We start from the raw sequence: 23,928 nt of genomic DNA, 5'->3' as shown, positions 1-23,928 counted from the left end.
TAGCCGCTTATGGTGCGGAATTAAACCTCGCCGTCTGCTGTCGACCTCAAACTGATAATTCACCAGCGTGGACGGCGTATAGAAACGCCATCCACGCCCTTCATTCAGGCCGCAAGTGCGGGCAGTGCATCCTCATAAAGGTCCATGGCCGGGTCGATCGTCATTCGTCCGGCCACACCTTCTTCGAAGACCAGGCAATCGGCCATTGCGCCCCGCGCGGGACTATAGCGTTGCTCGACCCGGCCCGTATGGCGGAAACCGATCTTGCGGAGGACGTTGCCCGATGCAGGGTTATCGGCAAAATGCACGGCCTGAATTCCACTGACGCCCCCAGCCCGTGCCATGCTGAATACAGCGCGCGCCGCCTCGGTCGCGAAGCCGAGGCCCCAATAGGGTCGTGCTATCCAGTAACCCAGCTCCGGCGTGCCATCTTCGCCCAAGTGAACGCCGCAGCCGCCGACAAGGCGCGGGGCGCCGCGAGTACGGGAAAAGGCCAGAAGGCTTGGCAGGCAGTTGTCCTGGGGAAGCGAGAGGAAGTGGCGCGCGTCATCAATGCCGTAGGACGCCGGGGCCCGGGTCAGGTTGCGCAGAACCGCCGGATCGCCGAACGCCTCGGCCAGCGCGGATGCGTCTTCCATCCAACCGGGTCTCAGGAGCAAACGGGGGGTGCGGGCGAACATTTTAAAATCTCTCCTCTGATCGACACGCCAATGGCCGCAAAAAGTTACGGCTTGACGACTTCTTCCTCTGGCTGAGCCCCGGCCGCATGACGCGCGAGAAGCCCCAGGGTTCCAGAGGTTTGAGGGAAAATGAGGGGAGGTGCCGCCGAACAGAAAAAAGGGCGCTCCCTAATGGGGCGCCCTTTTTTCCCTCGGATTACCGAAGACGGTTTGAAACCAATCTCCGGAAGGATCGCCCCGATGATGAGGGACGATCCGTCATTGATCGTCCGTTATTCGGCTGCTTCAGCCATCGCATCGACCGACACATATTTGCGGCCGAGCTTGCCAGTGTGGAATACCACGCGACCTTCGCCAAGGGCGAAGAGGGTATGGTCCTTACCCATGCCGACATTGCGGCCAGGATATACGCGGGTGCCACGCTGGCGGATGATGATGTTGCCGCCGATCACTTCCTGACCGCCGAACTTCTTCACGCCAAGGCGCTTCGATTCTGAATCGCGACCGTTACGCGATGAACCGCCAGCTTTTTTATGTGCCATGACTCAAACTCCTCGAAACTGGACTGCGGCTCAGGCGATCGACACGATCTTCAGGATCGTGTGATTCTGGCGGTGGCCGTTGCGGCGGCGGTAGTTATGCCGACGACGCTTCTTGAAAACGATAACCTTTTCGCCCTTCGCCTGCGCGATGATCTCCGCAGCGACGGTCAGCTTGCTGGCATCCTTCACGTCGCTGCCTTCGCCGGCGAACAGGACGTCATCCAACGTCACCTTGTCACCAGCCTCACCGGCCAGCTTCTCGACGACGATCTTGTCTCCGGCGGCGACGCGATACTGCTTGCCGCCCGTGCGCACGACTGCGAACATGGCTCTTCTCTTCTCGTTCAAATCTGCTTTACGCAGATCGTCGAGGACATGAAGTCCTGTTGACCCGCGCGGGAATTTGGCCCGGTAGTGGACTGACTCGCTTCTGTCAACCGGGATGCCCCATTCTAGGGGGTGGTTTTTGCGCGGGCTAGAGCCTATCTTCGGTCCCGGAAGGAAACTCGCCGCGCATGATGCCTAGATCTGACAGGACAGAAAGCATGAGCGGCAGGCTGCTCTTCATGCTGACCCTGTGGATGGCGATCAGCGTCGCGTTGTTGAGCGCCCTTACGCCCCTGGGCCCCCCGTCCAGCAAGATAACCGGTTCCGCCTTCAATCCGGCAACTACGGACGTGGTTTTGAAAGCGCGGGCTCTGTCGATCCCGCCAGGCGAGCGCGTGAGCGCCCCAGGCGACAATGACAGCATTGCGCCCGTGACTTCAGTCATACAATGGCTGGTCTTCGCTACGGCGATATTGGTCGTCGCCTGGCTGTTGCGCCCGCTTCCCGTAGCCAGTCCTGCCATCACGCAACGCGTGCAAAGGCACTTTCCCAATGGCTTCCACGCCCGCGCGCCACCTGCCCTGATCTAACGTATATTCCGTTAAATCGTCAGGACAGGAGATTTTTTGATGGTCCGGAGACGGTCGCGCCGCAGCAAACGCCGTCCGCCATGGTGGTTCATGCCCACAGTATTGGCTGGACTGGGTGCTGCTGGAGCCTTGTTGTCGGCCGCCATGCTGGCGGTTGCAGAATGAAAATATGATATGCTGCCGGTGGAGGCGATAAACGCTCCGCCGGCAGACAGGGAAGGACGTTTATGCCTCACCACACGCCCCTGATCGGAACAATCGTCGCGGGCCTTGTTGTTGCTTTCATAATGGGTGCCATTGCGCATCGCCTCAAATTATCGCCGCTCGTCGGCTATCTCATCGCCGGGATCATGGTTGGCCCCTTCACGCCAGGCTTTGTAGCCAACACCAGCTTGGCTAACGAACTGGCCGAGATTGGCGTCATCCTTTTGATGTTCGGGGTCGGGCTACATTTTTCTCTGCGTGACCTGCTTTCGGTCAGGAATATCGCGGTGCCGGGAGCCATAGGGCAGATCGCGGTCGCGACGCTGCTTGGCCTGGGGCTATCGCACTATATGGGCTGGCCGGTTATGGGCGGTATCGTGTTCGGCCTTGCCCTATCGGTGGCGAGCACGGTCGTGCTGCTGCGCGCCCTGCAGGGCGCCGACCTTGTCGAAACGCGGCGCGGACGCATAGCCGTGGGCTGGCTGATCGTGGAAGACCTTGTGATGGTGCTGGCGCTTGTGCTGCTGCCCGCGCTGGCAAAGGTAATGAACAACGCTGATGCTTCAGCCGGAATGGGCGATCTGTTGGCGCCTCTCCTCAGCACCTTGCTGAAGGTTGCCGGGTTCGTGGCTTTGATGCTGCTCGTGGGCCGCCGGGTCATTCCCTGGGCGCTGCATTGGGTGGTTCACACGGGGTCGCGCGAGCTGTTTCGTTTGGCTGTGCTTGCCATCGCTCTGGGCGTCGCCTTCGGCGCAGCGGTTGCGTTCGACGTGTCGTTCGCTCTTGGCGCCTTCTTCGCAGGCATGATCCTGGGTGAGACGCCGCTCAGCCGCCGCGCGACGGAGGAGACATTGCCATTGCGCGATGCCTTCGCCGTGCTGTTCTTCGTATCGGTTGGCATGCTGTTCAACCCGGCGGTGCTGATCGAGCAGCCTCTACCGCTGCTCGCCACCGTGGCGATCATCATCGTCGGCAAGTCCATTGCCGCCTTTGCGATAGTGCGTGCGTTCGGATATCCAGGTGACACGGCTCTGACCATTGCAGCAAGCCTGGCTCAGATCGGCGAGTTTTCGTTCATCCTCGCGACGCTCGGCACGGGGCTTGGTGTGCTTCCGGCGGAGGGACGCGACCTGATTCTAGCGGGGGCGATCGTGTCGATCTTCCTCAACCCCTTCATCTTCTCGATGATCGTGCGGGGACATAAAAAGGAGGAAATCGAGGAGGAAGAAGAAGCGGAAAAGGCACGCCAACGGCCGCATATCGGCCATGTCATCCTGGTCGGCTATGGACGTGTCGGCAAGTTGATCGCGGAACGGCTGGCCGAACGCAAAGCGCATTTCGTGGTTCTGGAGGCGGATGCCGAGCGAGCAGAGGAGGCCGAGGAAGCCGGGCACCCTGTCGTGCGGGGAAGCGCGCTGGAGGACCGCCATCTGATGGCGGCAGGCATTTGCGAGGCGCGGCGATTGCTGATCGCAGTACCCGAAGGGTTCGAGGGCGGCGCGATCCATGAGCATGCGCGGCATCTTAACCCCAAGCTGCAGGTGATCGCTCGGGCGCACAGCGATGCGGAGGTCGCGCATCTCGAAGGGATGGGCGTGCCGCATGTCGTGATGGGTGAACGAGAATTGGCGGCGCGGATGCTCCAGCTTTCCGGCGCGGGTTGAACGTCAACCTAAGCTGTTGAGGAACCGTGCCGCCTGATCCCGGATGGCGGCGCGGTCTTCCTCAGTCATTTTTTCCCAATTGCGATAAGGCATGCCGAGGCGCGGGTTCTGGCGAAGCTTGCGTTCATTACGGGCGAGGAAGTCCCAGTATAGGGCGTTGAACGGGCAGGCATCCTCGCCTACCCGCTGCTTCACGTCATAGCGGCAATGGCGGCAATAGTCCGACATGCGGTTGATATAGGCTCCGCCCGCCGCGTAGGGCTTCGATCCCAATAGCCCTCCGTCAGCGAAGAGCGCCATGCCGAGCGTGTTGGGCATCTCGACCCACTCATAGGCGTCGGCATAAACCTCCAGATACCAGACATGGACCTGGATTGGCTCGATTCCGGAGAGCAGCGCGAAGTTGCCCGTGATCATCAGCCGCTGAATATGATGGGCATAGGCGTGGTCGATGGTCTGGCCAATCGCCTGGGCCATGCAATGCATATCGGTGTCGCCAGTCCAGTAAAAGCCGGGCAGATCGCGTCGGGCTTCCAAGGCATTGCGGCTGCCATAATCTGGCCCTTCATGCCAATAAACGCCGCGCACATATTCGCGCCAACCGATGATCTGGCGGATGAAGCCTTCCGCAGCGTTCAGCGGCACCTTGCCTGCTTGATAGCGCTGCTCCACCTCCTTCACCAAGGCCAACGGATCGAGCAGGCCGTTGTTGATATAGGGGGACAATATGGAGTGCCACAGGAAGGGCTCTCCGGTGAGCATCGCGTCCTGATAATCGCCGAACCGGGGGAGTGCTTCGTCTAGAAAGCGCGCCTGCTGGCGTTGGGCGTCTTCGTGGGTGACGGCAAAGGCGAAATGGTCGAGCGAGCCGATGTGATTAGTGAAACGCTCCGCAACCAATGCAATGACCTCCCGGGTGATTGCGTCCGGTTTGAAGGCGAGAGGGCGGGGCATCAGTAGATCGCGTTGGGGCGGAGGCTTGCGGTTTTCGGCGTCGAAATTCCACTGGCCGCCTTCAGGTTGGCCCTCTTCGTCAATTAACAGGCCGGTCTTGCGGCGCATGTCGCGGTAGAAAAATTCCATGCGGAGTTGCTTGCGTGCGGCTGCCCAGGTGTCGAACTCGGCATGGGAGCAAAGGAAGCGATCGTCCTCGTGGATCATGACGGGCAGGGCGAAGCGGCCTTCCCATTCCTCCAGCATCGCACGGACGCGCCATTCACCTGCTTCGGTGACGTGGATGGCGCGGGGCTGGTGACGATCGATTGCGCGGGTGATTTCGCCGGTGAAGCTGCCGCTATTTGCCGGGTCGTCGAGGCGGACATAATCGACGGTCCAACCAAGTGCGCGCATCCGTTCGGCATGGTGGCGCATGGCAGAGAGGATGTAGGCAATCTTGGCCTTGTGATGGCGAACATAGGTGGTTTCGTCCGCCACCTCCATCATCAGGAGGACGCTGTCTCCCGGATCAGCCTCGGCAAGCGAGGATATATCCGGCGTCAGCTGATCGCCCAGGATCGGGATGAGGATAGGGGGCTTCATTATGGCGCTAATGCGTGAAGCCCCAATCCGTGTCCGTGGCAACTATCCGCGGGATTTGCGAGGGCCTCCCTTGCGCGGGGCGCCCTTGAACGGGCGGGCGCCATAAGCGGGCTTGGGTCCGCGTCCTTCGTTGGGGCGGCCCTTGCCGCGTGGGCCTTCGCGGCGGTTTTCGCGAGCGGCTTCCCGGGGTGCGCCCTCGATCTGTTCGAAAGCGACGTCCGCGCCCTCGTCATTCGCTTCCCCGGTACGCTTGACCGCGCCGATGAAGCGCGAAACGATAGCGGACGGGATTTCGAACATCGTCTCGTTCGCGGCGATACGGATGGCGCCAATGTCCTGGCGCGAAACGTGACCGCGGCGGCAGATGAGCGGCAGGATCCAGCGCGGATCGGCGTTCTGGCGGCGGCCGATGTCCATGCGGAACCAGACGGTGTCCTCGAAGCCAGGGCGCGGGCCGTCGCGCCGTGGAGGGGCTTCGCTGGCGTCGAGCAATTCTTCGGGCGCGGGCAGGGCGGCGCGAGCGCTATTCACCAGCATGGCGGCGATTTCCTTGGGGCTCTTTTCGGCGAGAAGCTCGGCACCGAGCGCCCAGTCCTGCTCGTCCAGCTCGGCACGCTCCATCAGGCGCTCGCGCAGGCGGGCATTGTCCTGCTGCTGGATCGCCTCCTTGCTGGGCGGGGTGCCCCATTCGACCGGGATCTTCGCACCACGCAGCATGGATTCAACGCGGCGGCGGCGGGGATAGGGGACGATGAGGACAGCCGTTCCCTTCTTGCCCGCGCGGCCAGTGCGGCCGGATCGGTGCTGCATCGTTTCGGCATCACGCGGGATTTCGACATGGACGACAAGGCTGAGGTTGGGCAGGTCGATGCCACGCGCCGCGACGTCGGTGGCTACGCAGACGCGGGCGCGGCGATCACGGAGCGCCTGAAGGGCGTGGTTGCGCTCGTTCTGGCTATGCTCGCCCGACAAGGCGACCGCCGCGAAGCCGCGCTCCGTGAGGCTGGCGTGGAGGTGACGGACATTGTCCCGGGTGGCGCAGAAGAGGATCGCGGTTTCCGCTTCATGATAACGCAGCAGGTTGACCACCGCGTTCTCGATATCGGCGGGCGCTACGGTCACGGCCTGATAACTGATGTCGCCATGACCGCGTTCATCGCTGACGGTGGAGATGCGCAGCGCGTCCTTCTGGTAGCGCTTGGCGAGCGCCACGATGGGCTTGGGCATGGTGGCGGAGAAGAGCAGCGTGCGGCGGCCTTCCGGCGCGCCGTCGAGGATTTCCTCCAGATCTTCGCGGAAGCCCATGTCGAGCATCTCGTCCGCTTCATCGAGGATCACGGTCTTAAGGCCCGAGAGGTCCAGCGCGCCGCGTTCAAGATGGTCGCGCAGACGGCCGGGGGTGCCGACGACGATGTGCGCGCCGTGGGACAGGGCGCGGCGTTCCTTGGCGGCGTCCATGCCGCCGACGCAGGTGGCGATGCGGGCGCGGGCTTCACCGTAGAGCCATTCCAGTTCGCGGCTGACCTGCAGCGCCAGTTCGCGGGTGGGGGCTATGGCGAGAGCAAGCGGCTTTACGGCTACGGGCAGGCGCATCTGTTCGCCGAGCAGTTCGCCCGCCATGGCGAGGCCGAAAGCGACCGTCTTGCCCGAGCCGGTCTGCGCTGAAACGATGAGGTCGCGCCCTTCGGCTTCGGGTTGGGTGACTTCGGCCTGGACGGGCGTCAGGCTTTCATAGCCTTTCCGCGTCAGCGCGTCCGAGAGGAGAGGGGGTAGATGTTCAAAAGACATTATATTTTCCGTCGGTAAAGCGACCCGCCATTCCCGACGGATACATGGATGACCTGATGTGCTCCGGCTGCTGCTGGAGCCCGGAGTGCAGGTCGCACACCCCGAAGTTCACACCGTTGTTGGGGTCGTTCGAGGCGACTGAAATCCCCGGTGGCGGGATACCCAAAATAAGAAGGCCGCCTTCCCCCGCAAAGAGGGAAGGCGGCCCCTTTAATTGCTTGTCAGCGAGAATCAGACCGAAGCGACTTCCGCCACGTCGACCTTCACGCCCGGGCCCATCGAGGACGACAGGGCGATCTTGCGGACATACTTGCCCTTCGAACCCGATGGCTTCGCCTTGACGATGGCGTCAACGAAAGCGTCGAAATTCTTGCGCAGGTCTTCGGCCGAGAAGCTCGCCTTGCCAAGACCGGCGTGGATGATGCCGGCCTTTTCGACGCGGAACTCGATCTGACCGCCCTTGGCAGCCTTGACCGCTTCGGCGACATTCGGGGTGACGGTGCCAAGCTTCGGGTTCGGCATCAGGCCCTTGGGACCCAGAACCTTACCGAGACGGCCGACCAGACCCATCATGTCGGGGGTGGCGATCACGCGCTGGAAGTCGATGTTGCCAGCCTGGATGCTGTCGAGCAGATCCTCGGCACCCACGATGTCGGCGCCAGCGGCAGTCGCGGCTTCGGCCTTGTCGCCACGGGCGAACACGGCGACGCGGACGTCCTTGCCGGTGCCTGCGGGCAGGGTGACGACGCCACGGACCATCTGGTCGGCGTGACGCGGGTCAACGCCCAGGTTGATCGCGATTTCGACGCTTTCGTCGAACTTGGCGGTCGCGTGGGTCTTGATCAGGCCCAGCGCTTCATCGACGCCGTGCAGCTTTTCACGGTCAACGGCAGCGGCGAGAGCCTTCGCCTTCTTCGTCAGCTTTGCCATGGTCTTAGCCCTCCACCACTTCGAGGCCCATCGCGCGAGCGGAGCCTTCGATGATCTTCGTCGCTGCGTCGATGTCGTTCGCGTTCAGGTCAACCATCTTGGCCTGGGCGATTTCAGCGAGCTGTGCGCGGGTGATCTTTCCAGCGGTCACCTTGCCCGGCTCCTTCGAGCCCGACTTCAGGTTGACGGCCTTCTTGATGAGATAGGTGGCGGGCGGCTGCTTCGTGACGAAGCTGAACGAACGGTCCGCATAGACGGTGATGATGGTCGGCAGGGGCGTGCCCTTGTCCATCTTTTCCGTCGAGGCGTTGAACGCCTTGCAGAATTCCATGATGTTCACACCGCGCTGACCCAGCGCCGGACCGATCGGCGGCGAGGGGTTGGCGGCTCCAGCGGGCACTTGGAGCTTGATATAGCCCGTAATCTTCTTGGCCATTTTCACTCACTCTGTTGCTGGCGGACTTGCGGGCAAATCCACCGGTTCAAGTTTAGCGGTCAGACAGCTTGCTAAGAGCAAGCCTCCCGCGCTGCATTATCCTCGCCCCTTCAGGGGAGAGGATACCGTAGCTTGCCAGTTTTCTGGCTAGCGTAGGTTGGAGAGGGGCTATGCCCTCTCCCGCTGCGACTAGGCGGCTGAGCCGCCAAGTCTCGCTGCCCTCTCCCGCCTGCGGGAGAGGGGAATAGTTACTTCGACAGTTCGACCTGTTCGAAGTCCAGTTCCACCGGCGTGGCGCGGCCGAAGATCGACACGGACACCTTGACGCGGTTCTTTTCGAAATCCAGTTCCTCGACCGTGCCGTTGAAGCTGGCGAAGGGGCCGTCCAGCACCTTGACGCTGTCGCCGATTTCGTAATCAACATTGACCTTGTGCTTGGGCGCGGCTTCGGCGGCCTTCTGCGCACCGAAATAGCGGGCGGCTTCGGTTTCGCTGATCGCCTGCGGCTTGCCTGAGCTACCCAGGAAACCGGTCACCTTCGGCGTGTTCTTGACGAGGTGGTAGATGTCGTCGTTCATCGCCAGCTTGGCGAGGACGTAGCCGGGCATGAACTTGCGTTCGACCTGCACCTTCTTGCCGCGCTTCACCTCGGTGACGGTCTCGGTGGGGACTTCCACCTGCTCGACCAGCTGGGAGAGGCCCATGCGCTCGGCTTCGGACAGGATCGATTCCTTGACCTTGTTTTCGAAGCCCGAATAGGCGTGGATGATGTACCAGCGCGCCATGTTACCGTTTCAAACTCCCACAAGCGATTTCCTGGGAAACCGCGGCAGATAAAAAACTCAAGCCTGTCCGGCAGCGAAGCTCAGCAGCCACTGAACGACCGCGCCGAAGAAGGTGTCGATGCCGAAGAAGAAGAGGCCGAGCAGCGTGGTCATGATCCCGACCATGACCGCGGTCATGACCGTTTCGCGGCCGGTGGGCCACACGATCTTAGACGCTTCGGTCTTCACCTGATTGACGAATTCGCCCGGAGAAACCTTCGCCATCACTGCCTCAAAAAACGTTCGAACAAACACCAAAGCGCGAAGCAACAGTCCGCCCTCCGGACCCCGCCATGTCGGCGTCCCGGGGTGCGGCCGCTGGCTTCGCGACCCATCTTCGCTCGGGCAGCTAGCCGCGAACCGTTGAAAAATCAAGGATCGCGACCAGTTGCTTGGCAGGAGTGGAGGGACTCGAACCCCCGGCATTCGGTTTTGGAGACCGACGCTCTACCAGCTGAGCTACACTCCTGTGCCGGCGAAGGAGGGCGCTTTAGCGTGGCATGCGTGGGAGGGCAAGCAGGAAACTTTAGAGGAAAAGCCCGCCCTTCATGACCCGGCGGGCGCGGCCCTGCACTGGCATGCGATTGAAGGGGGTGTTGCCTGCCTGCGCAGCCATCCTGGCGGAATCCACGATCCAGGGTGCGCCGGGATCGATGAAGATGAGGTCGGCCGCGCTGCCGCTTGCGAAACTGCCCGCGTCGATGCCCAGGATGCGCGCCGGATTGGCGCTGAGCAACGTCATCAGGCGCGTCATCGAGAGATGGCCTTCGCGCACGAGGTTGAGCGACAGGGCGAGCAGTGTCTCCGCCCCCGCCATGCCGGGCGCGGCGTCGGCGAAGGGGAGCCTCTTGTCCTCAGGGCCGCGCGGATCATGGCTGGAGGTGATGACGTCGATGGTGCCGTCAGCCACCGCCGCAATGGCTGCTTTGCGGTCATCCTCCGATCGTAGCGGAGGGGACAGGCGGGCAAAGGTGCGGAAATCAGTGACGGCATTGTCCGCAAGGTAGAGATAAGCGGGGCTGATCCCGCAGCTGATCCTCAGCCCCTCTGCCTTCGCCGCCCTGATGAGGTCGAAGCCTGCCTTGGTCGTCACCAGCCGGAAGTGGACCGCAGCGCCGGTTTCCCGCGCGAGCATGATATCGCGAGAGATGGCGATGGCTTCGGCACAGGCGGGAGCGTGGGACAGGCCAAGCCGTGTCGCGGTTTCGCCGCTCGTCGCCACGGCCTTGCCAGCAAGACCGCTATCCTCGGCATGGGTGATGACGGTGAGGCCAAGACCCGAGGCATAGGCAAGGACGCGCATCATGACGCCTGAATCGGCGATCCACTGACGCCCGGTGGCCACGGCCTTTGCACCCGCCGCCTGCATCATGCCGATTTCAGCGAGTTCGGTGCCCTTGAGGCCGCGTGTGGCGGCGGCGATGGGGTGGACCCAGAAGTCGGGCTTGCCGGCGCGCGCGGCCTGGCGGATGAGCCCGGCTTCGTCGAGTATGGAGGACTGGTCGGGCATCAGCGCCGCCCGGGTGATGCCGCCAAAATGGAAGGCGGGCTTGTCCGTTGCGAACACGCCCAGGTCGATGAGGCCGGGCGCGACTACGAGGCCTGCGGCGTCGACCTTTTCCGCGTCCCTCGGCACATCGATGTTGCCGGCGGCGAGGATACGGTCGCCTTCGATCAGGATCGCGCCGGGGCGGAGGTCGGCGGTGGCGGGGTCTGCCAGCTGTCCGTTGATGATGGCGATCGTTGTCATACCCAACCCTCCACACCGCGGGCACTCCGCGTCAGAACGTCGAGGCAGGCCATGCGGATGGCGACGCCCATTTCAACCTGCTCCGTGATGGCCGAGCGTTCCGGATGGTCGGCGACCACGCTCGAGATTTCGACGCCCCGGTTCATGGGACCAGGATGCATGACCAGCGCATCGGGCTTGGCGATGGCGAGCCGTTCCGGCGTCAAGCCGTAGAGCATATGATATTCCCGCGGCGAGGGTATGAAGGCGCCGTCCATCCGCTCATTTTGAAGGCGCAGCATCATGACGACGTCGGCGCCGTCCAGACCTTCGTCCATGCGGTTATAGGGCGTAGCGCCGAGCATTTCGACTTCCGGCGGCATCAGCGTGGGGGGCGCGACCGCGCGTACCTGCGCTCCCAAAGCCGCCAGGCATAGCATGTTGGAGCGAGCGACGCGGCTGTGCAGCACATCGCCGCAGATGGCGACGACCAGGCCTTCAAACCCGCCCTTGCGGCGGCGGATGGTGAGCGCGTCCAGCAGCGCTTGCGTCGGATGTTGATGCCAGCCGTCGCCCGCGTTCAGGACCGGACAGTCCACCTTGTCGGCAATCAGCGCGACCGCGCCCGAGCTGGCGTGACGGATGACGATGACGTCAGCGGCCATGGCGTTCAGCGTCATGGCCGTGTCGATCAGTGTTTCGCCTTTCTTCACGCTCGACTGCCCGGCATGCATGTTCACCACGTCCGCGCCCAGACGCTTGCCTGCGATCTCGAAGGACAGGAGGGTGCGGGTGCTGTTTTCGAAGAAGGCGTTGATTTGCGTCATGCCCGCCAGCCGATCGTCATGCTTGCGCGCGCCGCCTCTGTTGCTCTTCGCCCAATGTTCCGCCTCGTCCAGCAGGAAACGGATTTCCCACGGCTTCAGGTCGGCGATGGAGAGAAGATGCCGATGCGGGAACAACGCCCGGCCAGTCAGGTCGGGCGAGGCGGATGGAACGGTGATGTCGGGCATGAACGGACCCTTTAGGCGAGGGCAGGAAAGAGGGCAAGGCAGGAAGCTTGGAAGTCGCTGCCGCCTTCCTATCTCAATGTCATGCGCATTTTCACTATCGGGTATGAAGGGGCTACGCAGGCCGAGCTGATAACGGCGTTGCAGGAGGCGGGCGTCACGCTGCTGGCGGACATAAGAGCGGTTCCGCTGTCGCGGCGGCCGGGCTTTTCCAAGAACATCCTGGCGGCGGGGTTGAAGGAGGCAGGGATCGACTATGTCGGGCTGAAGGCGCTGGGCACGCCTGCCGAGGGCCGGGAAGCAGCGCGCAAGGGCAATCATGCGAAGTTGCGGGAGATTTACTCGGGCCAGCTCGACCTGCCTGAAGCCATCGTACAGGCGGAGCAACTGCGTGAGATGGCGGGAGAGCGGCCTACTGCTCTGCTATGTTTCGAGCGGGAGGCGGATGGATGCCACCGCTCCTTGCTGCTGGAATATCTTTTCCCCGACGATGAGCGGGTGGACCTGAAGCCCTGATCTTCAGAGGCGCCGGGCAATGGCTCCGGCGGTCCAGCCCATGCCAACGGCCAGCAGGATCGCGGTGAGGCCGTAGAGGAAGGACCATCGTTCGGCGGCGACAGCCATGAAGCGCTCGAACCCCGATTTGCGTATGGTGATGTCGCGGACGGCAGCGGCAACGACCCTGCCGTCCTGCACAAGGAAGGTTTCCGCCGTATAGTCGCCAACGATGACACGTGCCGGGAGCGGGATGCGGGCGCGGTACAGCACGCCTTCGGTGATTTCGACCGAACCCTGATGCTCGGCGAAGAGGCCGGTGCGTTCGCGCAGGTCGATCAACCCGGCCTGGAAGCGGTTCAGCTCCGCGCTGTCGTTGAGAGAGGAGGGGGATAATTGCAGCTTGTCCACGCCGAGTTCGTAGATGGCGGCCGTTCGTTCATCGACCAGCTTCGCGATGGGGCGCGACGAAGCGACCGCATAGAAGCTGGGCGCGGATCGGAAGCGGGCGCTGTCGGCATTGACCCAGATGCCAGCGACCTTTTGCTTTTCGCGCATCGTGATGGACTGGTCGGGCCCTTTGAGGACCACCAATATATCCGCTGGCTTGCTAGGCATTCGCCCGTCCGGATAGACGATCGCGCCGAATAGCAGCAGGTCGGCTCCGGTGAAGCTGTACTGGATTTCGACTTCCCGTTGCGAGACGTCGGGCACGAGCATCGGCTCTCCGGCCGCGCCGAGCAGCATTGATAGGGCAGGAAGAAGAGCGAGACGGACGCGCGATCTCAACGCACTTCCACCGTGTAGATTTCATCCGGGCGGAAGCCGAGGCCAAGCGCCATGCGCGCGGCGACCAGCAGCACGATCACCGACAATAATATGCGCAGATATTCCGGCCGCACCGTCATCGAGATGCGGGTGCCGATCTGCGCTCCGGTCACGCTGCCGATCAGCAGCAGCAGGGCAAGGACAAGATCGACCGCCTTGGTGGTCATGGCGTGCATCATGGTGGTCGCCATGGTGACGAAAAGGATCTGGAACAGTGAGGTGCCGACCACGGATTGGGTAGTCATGCCGAGCAGGTACAACATCGCGGGCACAAGGATAAAGCCGCCGCCGACGCCAAGGAGGGTGGTCAATATCCCGGTCGCGACGCCGAGCAGCAAAGGCGCGAGCGGAGAGATGTAAAGTCCGGACCGATAGAAGCGCCACCGCATGGGCAACGCCGCGACCAGGGGGTGATGGCGGCGCTTGCGCGCTTGCAAACGCTTGCCAGTTTTCAGCATGATGAGCGCCTGGATCGATTCCTTCGCCATCAAGATGCCGATGCCGCCGAGCATCAGCACATAGAGGATGCCGATCGCCGTATCGATCTGCCCGATGGACTGGAGTAGCCGGAACAGCAGCACGCCAATGCCAGCGCCGATGACGCCGCCCCCGATGAGGACGCCGCCCATCCGGAAATCCACCGTGCCTCTGGCCATGTGGGTGACCACGCCTGAAACGCTCGCGCCGGTGACTTGAGAGGCGGCAGATGCAGCCGCGACGGTGGGCGGGATGCCATAGAAGATGAGCAGCGGCGTCGTCAGGAACCCGCCGCCGACGCCGAACATGCCGGAAAGCAGGCCGACCACACCGCCAAGGGCTATGATCACCAACGCGTTCACCGATAGATTGGCGATAGGCAGGTAGAGATCCATGTGCCTGCAGGGTTAGGCTGATCGGGTGGCAAGATAAAGGTGTAGAGGGCTGGATCGGCCTTAAAAATCGCCGCCGAGCGTCACCGCGAGGCCGGATGAGGGTGAGGCTTTGCCAGCTACGCGCCCCCGCCACTCTATGCTGAGCCGCGATGCTGCGCGAGGCATTGGCAGGCGGAGCTGTACTTCGGGCCCGATGTCGAGCCGTTCCACCTGAGGCTGCGCGCCTCCTGAAAGACTGATCCCCGTACGCACCGGCGTCCGGGTCACAGGTGCCAGCAGGGAGAGTTTGCCGTCGGCGAAAAGATCGCGCCGGTTGAACCCCACCATGCCTGCCTGGGCATAGGCTTGGGCTTCCACCTTGCCGAGCAGGGGCCGGGGGCCGAAGCCGCCCACCGCAAATACCGCGTTAGCATTGCGCGCGCCGTCTCCCAATGCAATGCGCCGTTCCGCAGCGATCGTAAGCGGGACAGACCTTGCAGGCTGCCAGGCGACACCCACCGCGCCTTCAGGCGACGCGGGGCGATTGAGGGCGCTGCTCAGGCGGCCGTAGAAGGCGGTGCGGCTGATGCTCGCTGGCGTTATGTCATAGTCGAGGCGAAGGCCAGCCTGCGATCCGCCGAGCCTGCCAGCGGTGACAAGGTCCTGGGGATTTCCGCTGCCTTCGCGCCAGAGGATCCAAGCGCTGGCACGCCAGCGATCACCCTTTGCGCTTGCCGGGGAAGACATGGGAAATGCGGGCGGCGCCGGTTGATCAGGTGAAGGGGATTGGCCGGGCTGAGCGGCTTCTACCATCAGCGGTGCAAAGCTTGCTTCGGGCCGTGGCCCGATGCTTTCAGCCCTTGTGATCGGAGCCTTTTCCGCAGCGACGAACACCTTGCTCACCGCCGATCGCGCAGAATATGGGCGGGCTGGTAACGAGGTCGTCAATACCTTTCGTTGCAGCGGAGGCGTGACCAGTTCGGCGGCAGCGACCGCTTCCAGCTGCAATGGTGAGGGTGGTGCCGTATCTCCGCCCATCACGGTGCTGGCGATGCGCAATGATACCCAGCCGGCCATGAGGATCGCAAAAAAACGGACGGGTCGTCCGCGTGTCATACTGTGCATGATGACCGTCAAAGATTGGGAAAACGATGCTGCGTCTTGTCCCAGACCAGCGGCTTTCCGAACAAGGATTTGAGGTAGAGAAACACTGCGCGCCGTGCTGCGAGCATCGCGATCAGGTTGGCAATGATCGCGCGGGGGATGGCTCCGACGCCGTGCATCCAGCCATAGCTACGGCCCACGAAGATGGCACGCATGGCTGCACGCCAAGTCATGAAGGCGAAGTTCAGCCAGAGGAGCAACTCTACAGCGGAGGATGGCCGGTGGTCGGCCTCAAGCCCCAGCCAGCGTGCCACGACGAGCAAGCCCCAGAGCAGGAATGCGACATAGGCAGCAAAGAGAATGACGGCGGCAATCGCCGCCCGCCGGTCGCGGACGCGCATCCACCACTCTGCAAGGCCGCCTTGCCAGCCCATGCGGTCCCACCCGGCGAGCGAAATTCCCACCATCCAGCGCGCCTTTTGCCGCACGGCGCCGTCCAGGCTGTCCGGGAAATATTCCCGGGTGGCGACAAGCTCCCCTGCTGCGTCGCGCATCCGTACGAAGACGCCGCGCCCGCCCATATTCCTGATGCGCAGGCCGACTTCATAGTCTTCCGTGAGGGAGTCGGGATCGAAGGGCCCGCCATTTGCCGGATTTACGAGGCGTTCGAGCATCAGCCGTTCAAACGCGCAAGCGACGCCGGCCGAGGGGACGGACGCGCCCATGGCTTCGCGAATGGTCAGATATTTTCCGTGGCTCTCCCCGCATTGGGTGTTGGCGTAGCTGTCAATTAAGGACGAACACGAAGGGCGGGTCGATTTTTTTGTGGATTTTTCTACATTAAATTCGTCAGAGACGCGAAACGACTCGAAGGGAACGTGCGAAGGTGCTTAAGGCTGCTCAGATTGCTCTGTTCGTACCCAATCCGCCGAAGGCGGACGAGATTGCTAGAATTTGCTTCCCCGGCGTCGAAATCGTGTCTTCCATGACACAGCCTCAAGGCTCTAATGCCAATCTCTCAGGTGAGCTAGAGCGACAGGTGGCGTCCTCGCCCGTGATGGGCAGGATCGACTTCACATGGGAAGTGAAAGCCAGTCCGCCCGCATTTCCGGACGGCAATCTGGAATTGGCGCATCTAACAGGTGATTTTGCAGGGGTTGATCGTTTCGCGGACACGCTGCCCGTTGCCCGGGTTGCCTGTGTATTGACGTCGCGCGCGAGGGTGGATAGCCCGCAGGCCGCACTAGCTATTGGTCGCCAGCAAATTCCGGGTGTTGAGATCCCAAGGGATGCCACCGAACTAATTTACAGAACTAATGTGCCTCGCGACGTCAGTGGATACAGACTGAATCGCCTAGCGCAGTGGCAAGCCTCCGCTGTTTGGTTTGTCGGGATAGTAAATGGCCAGCCCTCGCAGGTTCAGCACCATGTCTGGGAGAGCACCTTCGACGTCAACACGGCGGCCGAGCGGCAGCTTAACCAAGGTGAGGCGTCGCGAGCATTAGACATCGTAAGAGGTGAGGCTCGCCGTCTGCTTGAAACAGGGTTTGCTGGATTATGAGCGCAAGCATCGAACGGATATCGTCTGGAGCGACAGAGCTTCCCCAGAGTATTGGTTCTGCGCTGAATGATTGGAGCTCGCTGCGGACCGGATTTAAGTTTGCCATGGCGTCCGGTGCTGTCGCGTTGGCGGCTCCGGCGTCGTCTGCTACTTTCGATGAGATAAGGACGACGGAAGAAAGTCGGCCTCCTGCTAAGAATTTCGAAATGCTTGGCAACTATGCCCGCTTGGAGGCGCGCATGATGACGGCATATTCAAATACTGCCCAGGCTCTAGCTGGCTTGAATAGTCGGATAGATCAGCTTGCGAGCGTCGTGAGCCTCCTGGCACACCAACAGACTGACGCCACTGCTGCCCTCGGTGAGGATCTAGGATCATTAGACGCAGAGTCTCTGCTCAATCGAGCATGTGACGCCGGTATGGTGGATCAGGCAGTTGTTACTTTGGCAGAGACTGAGCTCTCCAATGATGACGTTTTCACCCGGATCGCTGCAATTCGGACGATTGCACTTGCCGATCCCGCGCGCGGGAGAGCGCTTATCGAGCAGACTTTGCAGACGGAACGGAGCCCATCTATCCAAAATGCGCTTGCAGGCACGCTCAGGGCAATTGTGTAGATGTGGGTGGGCAGGCTTGTCGAGGAAGGTGGAGCGTGGCTGAAGGCTAAGCTCGCGGCCGAAGAATCTTTGGATAAAATCGCTCCGCAGGTAATCTCGGCGTTTGTCCCTTCTGCTGCGGATAAAGAGTGGCTTTCGCTCTACGCAATCGCCGATGAAGCCGAAGCTGAATTGCTCGCTGCGGCTCTTCGATACAACCAAGGCAATATTGTCGCATGCCACTTCGCGACGGCTGACACCTCCCATTTGGAAGCACTTGGTATCGCAATCCGGAAAACTGCGGGGACTACCTATCATCCGTGGGCGAATGATCGACACTACGAGATACATATCCCAGATTTGGGCGGCCTCACCCGCGCCTTGCAGGCATTCGCAGCGGGCCCCTATTTTCGCGTCGAGCAGCCGACGGTACTAACGTGCCTTCAAACAAGTGCCGTGGAGGGGAAGATCGATATTGACGCCCTGGTTGAACCTACAAAGATCAATGGTCAGGTCGCGACGCGCACAATGGAACTAGTCAAAACAAGCCATTTACAACTCTCGCCTGCGACTTAGCGGCGCGCTGCTTTGTCGACCCTTTCAAGGGCGAGACTACTTGTCGCAAGCGATAGTATCTCGTCCATCTGACGGATCACCTGGACGACAGTGCCGCGCTGCTTGGTGAGGTCGGGTTTGACGATCACGCGGGCGATCATAGCGCGATAGCGGCTGATTGCTTCGGGCTGGGCTTCGGGCGTTGAGAGCGCGGCGGACAACTCCTCGACCTGTTTCCTGTACTGCTCCTCGACATTCGGGTGGAGCGCCAGGACGTTGGGCAGGGCGTCCATGCTGGCGAGCTCGCGCTGCAGGCGGTCGGCTTCGTCGCGCGCGGCCGCGAGCATCGTGCGGATCTCGGCGAACTCGCTGCCGCCCTCCGCAAACGCCTTCAGCATGCGCTCCTTCTTGCGCTCTGCCTCCTGTAGCTTGCGCTCGATCCGCGCGCGATCGCGGCCGAGATTGGCGGCCTGGTGCGCGAAGTCGCGGTGATACTCGCGGACATATTCACTGATGGCTTCCGGCGAAAGCAATCCAGCTTTAAGGTCGGCGAGCACGCCTTCTTCGTAAAGCCGGGTGTTGATCATCCGGTTGTTTGAGCAACCGAGCCGGTAGCGATAGTTGCTGCAACGCCAGAAGTCGCCGCTCGCCTTCACCCACGCCGCGCCGCAAACGCCGCAGAAGCCCAGGCCAGACAGGACATGCTTCGGCCGGCGCTTGCGCTCGGGACGGACGCCCTGGTTCGATGCGAGGCGCTCCTGCGCCTTCTTCCAGGTTTCGTCATCGATAATGCGCAGATGCGGGAACGCCTGGCGCTCGACCGCTTCTTCAGGATTGGGCCGCATGATTTTCTGCCGTGTCTGCGGATTGATGACCTGACGGCTGCGGCCATAGGTGACAACGCCGATATAGGTTTCGTTGCGCAGAATGCCCCGTTTGTGGCGGACGTCGCCGCTGATGGCGGTGTCGTGCCACAGTCCGCCCTGCGGGCTGGGGATGCCTTCGGCGGTCAGCATGGCGGCGATCTCACGCGGGCTGCGGCCGGCAACATATTCGGCAAAGATCCTGCGCACGATATCCGCGCTCTCGGGCTCAATCTCCCGAATGCCGCGAATGAGCTCGCCCTTGTCGCTCAGCTGGTTGGCCTGACGATAGCCATAGGCGATGCTGCCGGGGATGCGGCCTTGCCGCAGCGTCCCGAGCTGGCCGCGCCGCACGCGCTTGGCAAGGTCGGTGCGGAACTGTGCGTCCATGAAGCCTTTGACCAGGCCGATCATGGGCGTGACAGTGCCGTCGAAGAGCGTGAACAGCCGCGCGCCGGCGAATTCGATCCGCTCGCGGATGGTATGCGCGTCGGCCACGTGGCGAGTGATGCGGTCGGTCGATTCGGCAAGCACCTGATCGACGCCGCCCGCTTCCACCAGCTGGAGCATGGCGTTCAGGCCCGGTCGCTGATCGGCATTGATGCCAGCGGCCCCATGGATGGCAGCGTCCTCGAACGCACCGACGACCTGCCAGCCTTCCTGCTCGGCGCGCTGACGGCACAGGGTAATCTGATCCGCGGTCGAGCGCGGGTTCTGGTTATCGCTGCTGAAGCGCGCGTAAATTACCGTGCGCACTGGCTTCTCCCTGCTGGCCGCCTCCGTGCGCGGCACGAAGGGTGGCAATGTCTCTCGCTACCTGGGCGCGTGCAAGCGCCTTTACGAATTCGCGCATCTTGGGATCGAGGCTCATGCCGCCGCCTCGGTGAAATAGGGCGACCAGCCCACGGGCTTCAGCCAGCGGTATAGGTGCCAAAGAGCGCTGATCTTGGCTCCGTTGGCCTCGATCGACGCGTCGAGGCTGGCCTCTGCCTTGCAAGCCGTCGACCAGGCGTTGCGCGCCATCGCGATACGCTCCACCCTGGTCCAGTACCAGGGGTGGCGCTTCATACAGAGGGGATCCCCCGCCTCGCGGCCAAGCATCTGTTCGATGTTGGACCAGAGGGCATCGTCCTGCTGCGCGCGATCGGATAGCCCCTGACCCGCCGCCTGCCATGCAGCCTTGCGGCGGGCGCGTTCGTCCTGCGCGAACTGGTGCAGGTCGGCAGGGGTTGGGCTAGGCATCGATATTGCCCTTCCGCACGTCGAAGGACACGGCGACCACCCAAGGGTTCGCCTCCCATGCGCCCGCGCCGTTGATACTGTTCCAAAGCTCGGCGTATTTCCGCTGCGGCCATCCCCAGTCCCCGAGTTCGGGGTAGTGGATGCGGTCAATGCCTTCGGCCAGCGCGTCGGCCTCGCTGCATTGATGAAGCCGCTCCACCCGAACGTCTGTAACGGTCAGGGTCAGTCGGGAAAGTCCTCGCCGCATGAAGATCGACGGCTTCCACTTGATCTCGCTCTCGGCCGGATATGGCTTTTCGAAGCCGTGGCGGTCGCACTCGGCCTCGTATCCTGAAGCGCGGTAGAGCGTCCAACGGTCCGCATCGCCGACGCAGGCATGGGTCTCTTTGACCCACAGCCGATCGCCGACAGCAAACCGCGCATCATAGACCATCGGGAAACCAGCATCGCGGAACACGCCGACGCTGCCGTCCAGATCCCACTTGGTGGGATGCTTGGGCTGGCGCTCGTAATCGTTCAGGCTGAACAGCTTCACGCCATCGGCAACCTTACGATTGATGCCCATCACCGAATGCGGGAAATCTTCCTGCCGGGGCGGCTGGACCTTCATGATCCGCCGCGTTTGGGTCTTCCGCCCGTCGAGCAGGGCGCGCACCATCGGGGCGCTGAAGAGGATAGGACGATCAGTCATCGCGTTAGCATCCTGAGCGGAACGCGGACGTGGCGTGGCCACTCGCGCGGCGCGTCGGTCACGACGATTTGGCGCCAGTAGATCGGGATCTGGCCATGATGTTCATGGCCCTCGGGGTAGGGCTCGCCATATTCGCCGAGCCACCAGTCGGCTGAAGGTGTCGTGTGCCAAGGGCGCGCTGCTCGGCGCCACTGTTTGCCGGGCGCCGTGCCGGTCGGCAGCGACGTCGAATATTCCGGCAGCGAGCGGAGCTGCTTTACGGTCAGAAAAGCGGGTTCAGCCATTGAATGACCGAACCTTCTGCGGCCGACCGGCACGGTACCGCGTCTCGCTCGGCATCGGCTGGAAGTGCAGCGCGGCGGCGATCTTGTGGCGGTACTCGGCGAGCGTGCCGCAGATGATCGACAGGGCGAACCAGGCGCTGGCGAAGATGATGACAGCAGAGCCGCTCACTGGATTGCTCCGCGCACGTAGAGAGGGGTGCGGTCATAGCCTTCGCCGGTGTGACCGGCCTTGCGCCAGCCCAGGCGGCGGAGCAGCTGCGAGATCTGGACGTTGTCGCGCGGGGCTGGGATCCGGCCCTCATGTGCTGCGGCCGTCAGATCGCGGGCCAGCGTCTGCAAGCCGACCTCATTGGCGGTGCGCAGGTGGCGGGCGATGTAGAGGCCGATGCGTTCGCCTGCCTCGCTGGCGTCGGTGAACGCGAGCTTTGCGTTTTCGTCGGCGATCTTCGGATCGACCAGCGCATCGATGTCGGCGCGGCGGCTAAGGCTGGCTGCTACGCCTTCACGCGCGATGTGGGCAGTGCCGTCGGCTGCGTGGCTGAGAACGCGCCAGCGCAGGCCGAGAAACAGCGCTACGCTGCCGGGGTAGGGGAATTGGTTTTCGCACTGAAGCATGTCGAGCCTCCGTTGATGTTGGAGGCACAAATAGTGTGACGCATCACACTTCGTCAAGCAAATATGGTGTGATCAATCACAAGGTTCTTGAATTGTTCTCATCGTTGAGGAATCTGACGGCAGAGCGAAGGAGGTGGCGAGTCGTGGATGAAGTCTATTTCGTGCGTGTGGTTGGCGTGTCGAATTATCAGCAGGCGCTGGCAGAAAGCTACGCTGGGCAGGCCGTTCGCTTCGTGCATGAGCCGGACAACCCCTATGACGCAATGGCCCTGCGAGTAGAAAACTCCGCTGGCGCTACCATCGGTTACATTCCCCGAAACAGCTGGCTGCGTGCAGTCATCCACGAAAGGGGGCGCGGCGTCACAGGCTCAATCTCAAGCGTTGGCATGGCTCGGTCATGCATGTTGGGGGTGACGATCAGCGTTGCAATCTGTGACGATGAGGTGATCGTTGCATCGTACTTTCCAGATCAGCTTCCGCCTGAGCCGCCCAAAGGGGGGTTCCGTTACTGGGTCACTTCTGCAGAAGCGTCCGACCAGCGCGCGGCATGACGAAGATGATGGGCGTTGCCCACGTTACTTCTACGTCTTCAATGTCCGCAGCATTAAGCGATCGAAGGGTGTGAAAACCCGGCCTGCTGCCTCGCGCCAGTAGTTTGATGTATGTCTCGCCTGTAGCCAATCGCACAGCGCAATACTCACCTATGTAATGCTCCAGCACCCCATCGTGCTGACGGCTGATGTACACGATATCCCCGGATGAGTAGCGGGGGAGCATGGAATCGCCGACCACCTCAAGCGCTTCCAACGGCCCTACCGCTCCTGGCGGACGTGGCGCCGTCTCGATGCCTGAAGTTTCGTCGAACACGATGGATCCGCCAGCGCCAACGCGACCTGTGATTGGCACCTGCTCGAACCCCAGCAAATCTTCTAGTGGCGCGTCGAGAGCATCAGCTAGGCGGCGCAAAGTCCCCAGCTTCACGTCCGAACCTTCGCGATCCAGAAAGTCGCGAACTGAGGTCTCGCCCAAGCCTGCCTTCTTGGCCAACGGCTTCGATTTGATCTGACGGCGCTCCATCAGATTGCGCAGAGCTTCGCGGACGCGATCAACTTCGGACAGGTGCTGCATGTGTGACGTATCACACGAACGGCCCTGTCCGGGGTAGAAGTGAAGCATCACACCTTGACGGTGTGATACATCACACTTATAGCCCGGTTTATGAATGACTTGCTCCAAGCCGTTGAGGCCTACTTGGCCCAGACTGGGATGGCTCCGACCGCTTTTGGTGATGGTGCTCTGAACGACCGTCATTTTGTCCGTCAACTTCGCAAAGGTCGCCGCACTTTCCGCGACACCGAAGACCGAGTGCGGAAGTTCATGGCTGCCAATCCCCCGGTTGATACGGAAACGGAACAGGCGGCGTCATCGGGAAATTTGGGCGACGTTTCCCCTCAGGTTGAGGAGGCTCATTAGGAAATGCCACGGGGGGACATTGCTACGGGGGAGAAGGCGCTTGCGCTGGCGACGAAACGCGCCATCGAAGCAGCTGGCGGGCTGGAACGCTGCGCCGAAGAAACCTCAGTCAAAAAGAGCCAGTTGTCGCGCTGCAGTTCGGTGAATGAGCCGGACAGCATCACTATCCGCGACGCTGTCACCATCGATCTGCTGGGCACCCGGGTTGAGGGCCAGCCTTTCATCCTGCGCGCCTATTGCCGCCAGATGGGCGGCGTGTTCGTGCCGATGCCGGAGGCGCAGGACGATGCCAACGGGCTGACCCTGTCGGTGGTCGAGCTCGCGGGTGAGCTTGGCGACCTGTCGGACAGTATCCGGTCAGCAATCAGCGTCGATGGCGAGCAGCGGGAGGCGGTTTCGCCCCGCGAGCGGGACGCCATCCGCGCGGACATCCAAAGGATGCAGGAAACGCTGGCTGCGCTCGATCAGCGCATGCTGGCGATCGTTGGGGGCCGCTGACCGATGCAG

The 23,928-nt window shown here is 62.3% G+C and carries 31 protein-coding genes, 1 tRNA gene and 1 pseudogene; 9 read left to right on the top strand and 24 right to left on the bottom strand.

Annotated elements, in window-relative coordinates; genetic code table 11:
• Window positions 1–104: 104 nt before the first annotated feature.
• The 3 genes from MU848_RS17895 to rplU form a co-directional block, all read right to left on the bottom strand.
• A complete protein-coding gene (locus MU848_RS17895) occupies window positions 105–680 on the bottom strand; it encodes a GNAT family N-acetyltransferase (RefSeq protein WP_247234637.1) in 576 nt (191 codons plus the stop codon).
• A 272-nt stretch (window positions 681–952) separates the two neighbouring features.
• The gene (gene rpmA, locus MU848_RS17890; protein ID WP_007683600.1) at window positions 953–1,222 is read right to left on the bottom strand and encodes a 50S ribosomal protein L27; all 270 of its coding nucleotides are present in this window, start codon (window positions 1,220–1,222) and stop codon (window positions 953–955) included.
• 30 nt (window positions 1,223–1,252) lie between these two features.
• Window positions 1,253–1,549 carry a 50S ribosomal protein L21 gene (gene rplU / locus MU848_RS17885; RefSeq protein WP_097091078.1) on the bottom strand — a complete coding sequence of 99 codons (297 nt, stop codon included), beginning with the start codon at window positions 1,547–1,549 and terminating at the stop codon, window positions 1,253–1,255.
• A gap of 218 nt (window positions 1,550–1,767) precedes the next feature.
• Here rplU and MU848_RS17880 point away from each other — a divergent pair, with 218 nt between their 5' ends.
• The gene (locus MU848_RS17880; protein ID WP_201515525.1) at window positions 1,768–2,139 is read left to right on the top strand and encodes a hypothetical protein; all 372 of its coding nucleotides are present in this window, start codon (window positions 1,768–1,770) and stop codon (window positions 2,137–2,139) included.
• A gap of 11 nt (window positions 2,140–2,150) precedes the next feature.
• Here the strand turns inward: MU848_RS17880 and MU848_RS17875 are convergent, their stop codons facing one another.
• Window positions 2,151–2,444: a hypothetical protein gene (locus tag MU848_RS17875; protein WP_236575092.1), complete on the bottom strand. Its 294-nt coding sequence runs from the start codon at window positions 2,442–2,444 to the stop codon at window positions 2,151–2,153.
• On the opposite strand from MU848_RS17875, the gene ybaL reads away from it, so the two are divergent.
• A complete protein-coding gene (gene ybaL / locus MU848_RS17870) occupies window positions 2,367–4,007 on the top strand; it encodes a YbaL family putative K(+) efflux transporter (protein ID WP_247234635.1) in 1,641 nt (546 codons plus the stop codon). The two genes, MU848_RS17875 and ybaL, sit on opposite strands and share 78 nt — an antisense overlap.
• Window positions 4,008–4,010: 3 nt before the next feature.
• Here the strand turns inward: ybaL and MU848_RS17865 are convergent, their stop codons facing one another.
• The 9 genes from MU848_RS17865 to MU848_RS17825 form a co-directional block, all read right to left on the bottom strand.
• Entirely contained in the window at window positions 4,011–5,546 is a 1,536-nt protein-coding gene (locus MU848_RS17865) for a cryptochrome/photolyase family protein (protein WP_247234633.1), read from the bottom strand.
• Between the two features lie 42 nt (window positions 5,547–5,588).
• The gene (locus MU848_RS17860; RefSeq protein ID WP_247234631.1) at window positions 5,589–7,334 is read right to left on the bottom strand and encodes a DEAD/DEAH box helicase; all 1,746 of its coding nucleotides are present in this window, start codon (window positions 7,332–7,334) and stop codon (window positions 5,589–5,591) included.
• A gap of 231 nt (window positions 7,335–7,565) precedes the next feature.
• On the bottom strand, window positions 7,566–8,264 hold the full coding sequence (gene rplA, locus MU848_RS17855; RefSeq protein WP_097091083.1) for a 50S ribosomal protein L1: 699 nt from the start codon (window positions 8,262–8,264) through the stop codon (window positions 7,566–7,568).
• A 4-nt stretch (window positions 8,265–8,268) separates the two neighbouring features.
• On the bottom strand, window positions 8,269–8,700 hold the full coding sequence (gene rplK, locus MU848_RS17850) for a 50S ribosomal protein L11 (RefSeq protein ID WP_167301861.1): 432 nt from the start codon (window positions 8,698–8,700) through the stop codon (window positions 8,269–8,271).
• Between the two features lie 248 nt (window positions 8,701–8,948).
• Window positions 8,949–9,485 (bottom strand): transcription termination/antitermination protein NusG, encoded by a 537-nt coding sequence (gene nusG / locus MU848_RS17845; protein WP_097091085.1) that lies wholly within the window; start codon window positions 9,483–9,485, stop codon window positions 8,949–8,951.
• Window positions 9,486–9,542: 57 nt separating this feature from the next.
• Window positions 9,543–9,749 (bottom strand): preprotein translocase subunit SecE, encoded by a 207-nt coding sequence (gene secE, locus MU848_RS17840; RefSeq protein ID WP_066529257.1) that lies wholly within the window; start codon window positions 9,747–9,749, stop codon window positions 9,543–9,545.
• Between the two features lie 168 nt (window positions 9,750–9,917).
• A tRNA-Trp gene (locus MU848_RS17835) sits at window positions 9,918–9,993 on the bottom strand.
• Window positions 9,994–10,050: 57 nt separating this feature from the next.
• Complete coding sequence (locus MU848_RS17830) at window positions 10,051–11,274, bottom strand: dihydroorotase (protein ID WP_247234629.1); 1,224 nt, start codon at window positions 11,272–11,274, stop codon at window positions 10,051–10,053.
• Window positions 11,271–12,266: an aspartate carbamoyltransferase catalytic subunit gene (locus tag MU848_RS17825; RefSeq protein ID WP_201514910.1), complete on the bottom strand. Its 996-nt coding sequence runs from the start codon at window positions 12,264–12,266 to the stop codon at window positions 11,271–11,273. The genes MU848_RS17830 and MU848_RS17825 overlap by 4 nt, the downstream gene beginning before the upstream one ends.
• Before the next feature lie 81 nt (window positions 12,267–12,347).
• Between MU848_RS17825 and MU848_RS17820 the strand changes: the two genes are divergently transcribed.
• The gene (locus MU848_RS17820) at window positions 12,348–12,779 is read left to right on the top strand and encodes a DUF488 domain-containing protein (protein ID WP_201514909.1); all 432 of its coding nucleotides are present in this window, start codon (window positions 12,348–12,350) and stop codon (window positions 12,777–12,779) included.
• Window positions 12,780–12,782: 3 nt separating this feature from the next.
• On the opposite strand, the gene MU848_RS17815 is transcribed toward MU848_RS17820, so the two are convergent.
• The 4 genes and pseudogenes from MU848_RS17815 to MU848_RS17800 form a co-directional block, all read right to left on the bottom strand.
• A complete protein-coding gene (locus MU848_RS17815; protein ID WP_201515464.1) occupies window positions 12,783–13,505 on the bottom strand; it encodes a TIGR02186 family protein in 723 nt (240 codons plus the stop codon).
• Between the two features lie 38 nt (window positions 13,506–13,543).
• Window positions 13,544–14,458 carry a sulfite exporter TauE/SafE family protein gene (locus tag MU848_RS17810; protein ID WP_097091090.1) on the bottom strand — a complete coding sequence of 305 codons (915 nt, stop codon included), beginning with the start codon at window positions 14,456–14,458 and terminating at the stop codon, window positions 13,544–13,546.
• A gap of 60 nt (window positions 14,459–14,518) precedes the next feature.
• Window positions 14,519–15,514 carry a hypothetical protein gene (locus MU848_RS17805; protein WP_247234627.1) on the bottom strand — a complete coding sequence of 332 codons (996 nt, stop codon included), beginning with the start codon at window positions 15,512–15,514 and terminating at the stop codon, window positions 14,519–14,521.
• 56 nt (window positions 15,515–15,570) lie between these two features.
• A pseudogene (locus tag MU848_RS17800) lies at window positions 15,571–16,335 on the bottom strand (glycosyltransferase family 2 protein); the annotation flags it as partial.
• A 92-nt stretch (window positions 16,336–16,427) separates the two neighbouring features.
• Here MU848_RS17800 and MU848_RS17795 point away from each other — a divergent pair.
• From MU848_RS17795 to MU848_RS17785, 3 genes are read left to right on the top strand one after another with little or no spacing between them, the layout of a single operon-like run.
• Complete coding sequence (locus tag MU848_RS17795; protein WP_247234625.1) at window positions 16,428–17,102, top strand: hypothetical protein; 675 nt, start codon at window positions 16,428–16,430, stop codon at window positions 17,100–17,102.
• On the top strand, window positions 17,099–17,719 hold the full coding sequence (locus tag MU848_RS17790) for a hypothetical protein (protein ID WP_247234623.1): 621 nt from the start codon (window positions 17,099–17,101) through the stop codon (window positions 17,717–17,719). Before MU848_RS17795 ends, MU848_RS17790 begins: the two co-directional genes overlap by 4 nt.
• Before the next feature lie 6 nt (window positions 17,720–17,725).
• Window positions 17,726–18,274, top strand: a complete 549-nt coding sequence (locus MU848_RS17785; protein ID WP_247234621.1) for a hypothetical protein — start codon at window positions 17,726–17,728, stop codon at window positions 18,272–18,274.
• Here the strand turns inward: MU848_RS17785 and MU848_RS17780 are convergent.
• The 6 genes from MU848_RS17780 to MU848_RS17755 form a co-directional block, all read right to left on the bottom strand.
• Window positions 18,271–19,872, bottom strand: a complete 1,602-nt coding sequence (locus MU848_RS17780; RefSeq protein WP_247234619.1) for a recombinase family protein — start codon at window positions 19,870–19,872, stop codon at window positions 18,271–18,273. The two genes, MU848_RS17785 and MU848_RS17780, sit on opposite strands and share 4 nt — an antisense overlap.
• 111 nt (window positions 19,873–19,983) lie before the next feature.
• Window positions 19,984–20,358, bottom strand: a complete 375-nt coding sequence (locus tag MU848_RS17775; RefSeq protein ID WP_247234617.1) for a hypothetical protein — start codon at window positions 20,356–20,358, stop codon at window positions 19,984–19,986.
• A complete protein-coding gene (locus tag MU848_RS17770; RefSeq protein WP_247234615.1) occupies window positions 20,351–21,049 on the bottom strand; it encodes a hypothetical protein in 699 nt (232 codons plus the stop codon). Before MU848_RS17770 ends, MU848_RS17775 begins: the two co-directional genes overlap by 8 nt.
• On the bottom strand, window positions 21,046–21,333 hold the full coding sequence (locus tag MU848_RS17765) for a hypothetical protein (protein WP_247234613.1): 288 nt from the start codon (window positions 21,331–21,333) through the stop codon (window positions 21,046–21,048). The genes MU848_RS17770 and MU848_RS17765 overlap by 4 nt, the downstream gene beginning before the upstream one ends.
• Window positions 21,326–21,502 (bottom strand): hypothetical protein, encoded by a 177-nt coding sequence (locus tag MU848_RS17760; RefSeq protein ID WP_247234611.1) that lies wholly within the window; start codon window positions 21,500–21,502, stop codon window positions 21,326–21,328. The genes MU848_RS17765 and MU848_RS17760 overlap by 8 nt, the downstream gene beginning before the upstream one ends.
• Entirely contained in the window at window positions 21,499–21,948 is a 450-nt protein-coding gene (locus tag MU848_RS17755) for a hypothetical protein (protein WP_247234609.1), read from the bottom strand. Before MU848_RS17755 ends, MU848_RS17760 begins: the two co-directional genes overlap by 4 nt.
• Window positions 21,949–22,091: 143 nt before the next feature.
• On the opposite strand from MU848_RS17755, the gene MU848_RS17750 reads away from it, so the two are divergent.
• On the top strand, window positions 22,092–22,499 hold the full coding sequence (locus MU848_RS17750) for an HIRAN domain-containing protein (protein WP_247234607.1): 408 nt from the start codon (window positions 22,092–22,094) through the stop codon (window positions 22,497–22,499).
• On the opposite strand, the gene MU848_RS17745 is transcribed toward MU848_RS17750, so the two are convergent.
• Window positions 22,462–23,076, bottom strand: coding sequence for a helix-turn-helix domain-containing protein (locus tag MU848_RS17745; protein WP_247234605.1), 615 nt, complete (start codon window positions 23,074–23,076; stop codon window positions 22,462–22,464). The genes MU848_RS17750 and MU848_RS17745 overlap by 38 nt on opposite strands.
• A gap of 90 nt (window positions 23,077–23,166) precedes the next feature.
• Here MU848_RS17745 and MU848_RS17740 point away from each other — a divergent pair, with 90 nt between their 5' ends.
• Together MU848_RS17740 and MU848_RS17735 are read left to right on the top strand one after the other, a co-directional pair.
• Complete coding sequence (locus MU848_RS17740; RefSeq protein WP_247234603.1) at window positions 23,167–23,421, top strand: hypothetical protein; 255 nt, start codon at window positions 23,167–23,169, stop codon at window positions 23,419–23,421.
• Window positions 23,422–23,424: 3 nt separating this feature from the next.
• A complete protein-coding gene (locus tag MU848_RS17735; RefSeq protein WP_247234601.1) occupies window positions 23,425–23,919 on the top strand; it encodes a phage regulatory CII family protein in 495 nt (164 codons plus the stop codon).
• Window positions 23,920–23,928 lie beyond the last annotated feature (9 nt).

It is taken from the genome of Sphingobium agri (assembly GCF_023051225.1).
Classification (GTDB): Bacteria; Pseudomonadota; Alphaproteobacteria; order Sphingomonadales; family Sphingomonadaceae; genus Sphingobium; species Sphingobium agri.
This window is presented reverse-complemented; position numbering and strand designations above follow the sequence as displayed.

Excerpts from the sequence above, each read along its gene's own strand:
- MU848_RS17895 (WP_247234637.1), bottom strand. The coding sequence starts at position 680 with ATGTTCGCCCGCACCCCCCGTTTGCTCCTGAGACCCGGTTGGATGGAA.
- rpmA (WP_007683600.1), bottom strand. The coding sequence starts at position 1,222 with ATGGCACATAAAAAAGCTGGCGGTTCATCGCGTAACGGTCGCGATTCA.
- rplU (WP_097091078.1), bottom strand. The coding sequence starts at position 1,549 with ATGTTCGCAGTCGTGCGCACGGGCGGCAAGCAGTATCGCGTCGCCGCC.
- MU848_RS17880 (WP_201515525.1), top strand. The coding sequence starts at position 1,768 with ATGAGCGGCAGGCTGCTCTTCATGCTGACCCTGTGGATGGCGATCAGC.
- ybaL (WP_247234635.1), top strand. The coding sequence starts at position 2,367 with ATGCCTCACCACACGCCCCTGATCGGAACAATCGTCGCGGGCCTTGTT.
- MU848_RS17875 (WP_236575092.1), bottom strand. The coding sequence starts at position 2,444 with ATGCGCAATGGCACCCATTATGAAAGCAACAACAAGGCCCGCGACGAT.
- MU848_RS17865 (WP_247234633.1), bottom strand. The coding sequence starts at position 5,546 with ATGAAGCCCCCTATCCTCATCCCGATCCTGGGCGATCAGCTGACGCCG.
- MU848_RS17860 (WP_247234631.1), bottom strand. The coding sequence starts at position 7,334 with ATGTCTTTTGAACATCTACCCCCTCTCCTCTCGGACGCGCTGACGCGG.
- rplA (WP_097091083.1), bottom strand. The coding sequence starts at position 8,264 with ATGGCAAAGCTGACGAAGAAGGCGAAGGCTCTCGCCGCTGCCGTTGAC.
- rplK (WP_167301861.1), bottom strand. The coding sequence starts at position 8,700 with ATGGCCAAGAAGATTACGGGCTATATCAAGCTCCAAGTGCCCGCTGGA.
- nusG (WP_097091085.1), bottom strand. The coding sequence starts at position 9,485 with ATGGCGCGCTGGTACATCATCCACGCCTATTCGGGCTTCGAAAACAAG.
- secE (WP_066529257.1), bottom strand. The coding sequence starts at position 9,749 with ATGGCGAAGGTTTCTCCGGGCGAATTCGTCAATCAGGTGAAGACCGAA.
- MU848_RS17830 (WP_247234629.1), bottom strand. The coding sequence starts at position 11,274 with ATGACAACGATCGCCATCATCAACGGACAGCTGGCAGACCCCGCCACC.
- MU848_RS17825 (WP_201514910.1), bottom strand. The coding sequence starts at position 12,266 with ATGCCCGACATCACCGTTCCATCCGCCTCGCCCGACCTGACTGGCCGG.
- MU848_RS17820 (WP_201514909.1), top strand. The coding sequence starts at position 12,348 with ATGCGCATTTTCACTATCGGGTATGAAGGGGCTACGCAGGCCGAGCTG.
- MU848_RS17815 (WP_201515464.1), bottom strand. The coding sequence starts at position 13,505 with ATGCTGCTCGGCGCGGCCGGAGAGCCGATGCTCGTGCCCGACGTCTCG.
- MU848_RS17810 (WP_097091090.1), bottom strand. The coding sequence starts at position 14,458 with ATGGATCTCTACCTGCCTATCGCCAATCTATCGGTGAACGCGTTGGTG.
- MU848_RS17805 (WP_247234627.1), bottom strand. The coding sequence starts at position 15,514 with ATGGCCGGCTGGGTATCATTGCGCATCGCCAGCACCGTGATGGGCGGA.
- MU848_RS17790 (WP_247234623.1), top strand. The coding sequence starts at position 17,099 with ATGAGCGCAAGCATCGAACGGATATCGTCTGGAGCGACAGAGCTTCCC.
- MU848_RS17775 (WP_247234617.1), bottom strand. The coding sequence starts at position 20,358 with ATGCCTAGCCCAACCCCTGCCGACCTGCACCAGTTCGCGCAGGACGAA.
- MU848_RS17770 (WP_247234615.1), bottom strand. The coding sequence starts at position 21,049 with ATGACTGATCGTCCTATCCTCTTCAGCGCCCCGATGGTGCGCGCCCTG.
- MU848_RS17765 (WP_247234613.1), bottom strand. The coding sequence starts at position 21,333 with ATGGCTGAACCCGCTTTTCTGACCGTAAAGCAGCTCCGCTCGCTGCCG.
- MU848_RS17755 (WP_247234609.1), bottom strand. The coding sequence starts at position 21,948 with ATGCTTCAGTGCGAAAACCAATTCCCCTACCCCGGCAGCGTAGCGCTG.
- MU848_RS17745 (WP_247234605.1), bottom strand. The coding sequence starts at position 23,076 with ATGCAGCACCTGTCCGAAGTTGATCGCGTCCGCGAAGCTCTGCGCAAT.
- MU848_RS17740 (WP_247234603.1), top strand. The coding sequence starts at position 23,167 with ATGAATGACTTGCTCCAAGCCGTTGAGGCCTACTTGGCCCAGACTGGG.
- MU848_RS17735 (WP_247234601.1), top strand. The coding sequence starts at position 23,425 with ATGCCACGGGGGGACATTGCTACGGGGGAGAAGGCGCTTGCGCTGGCG.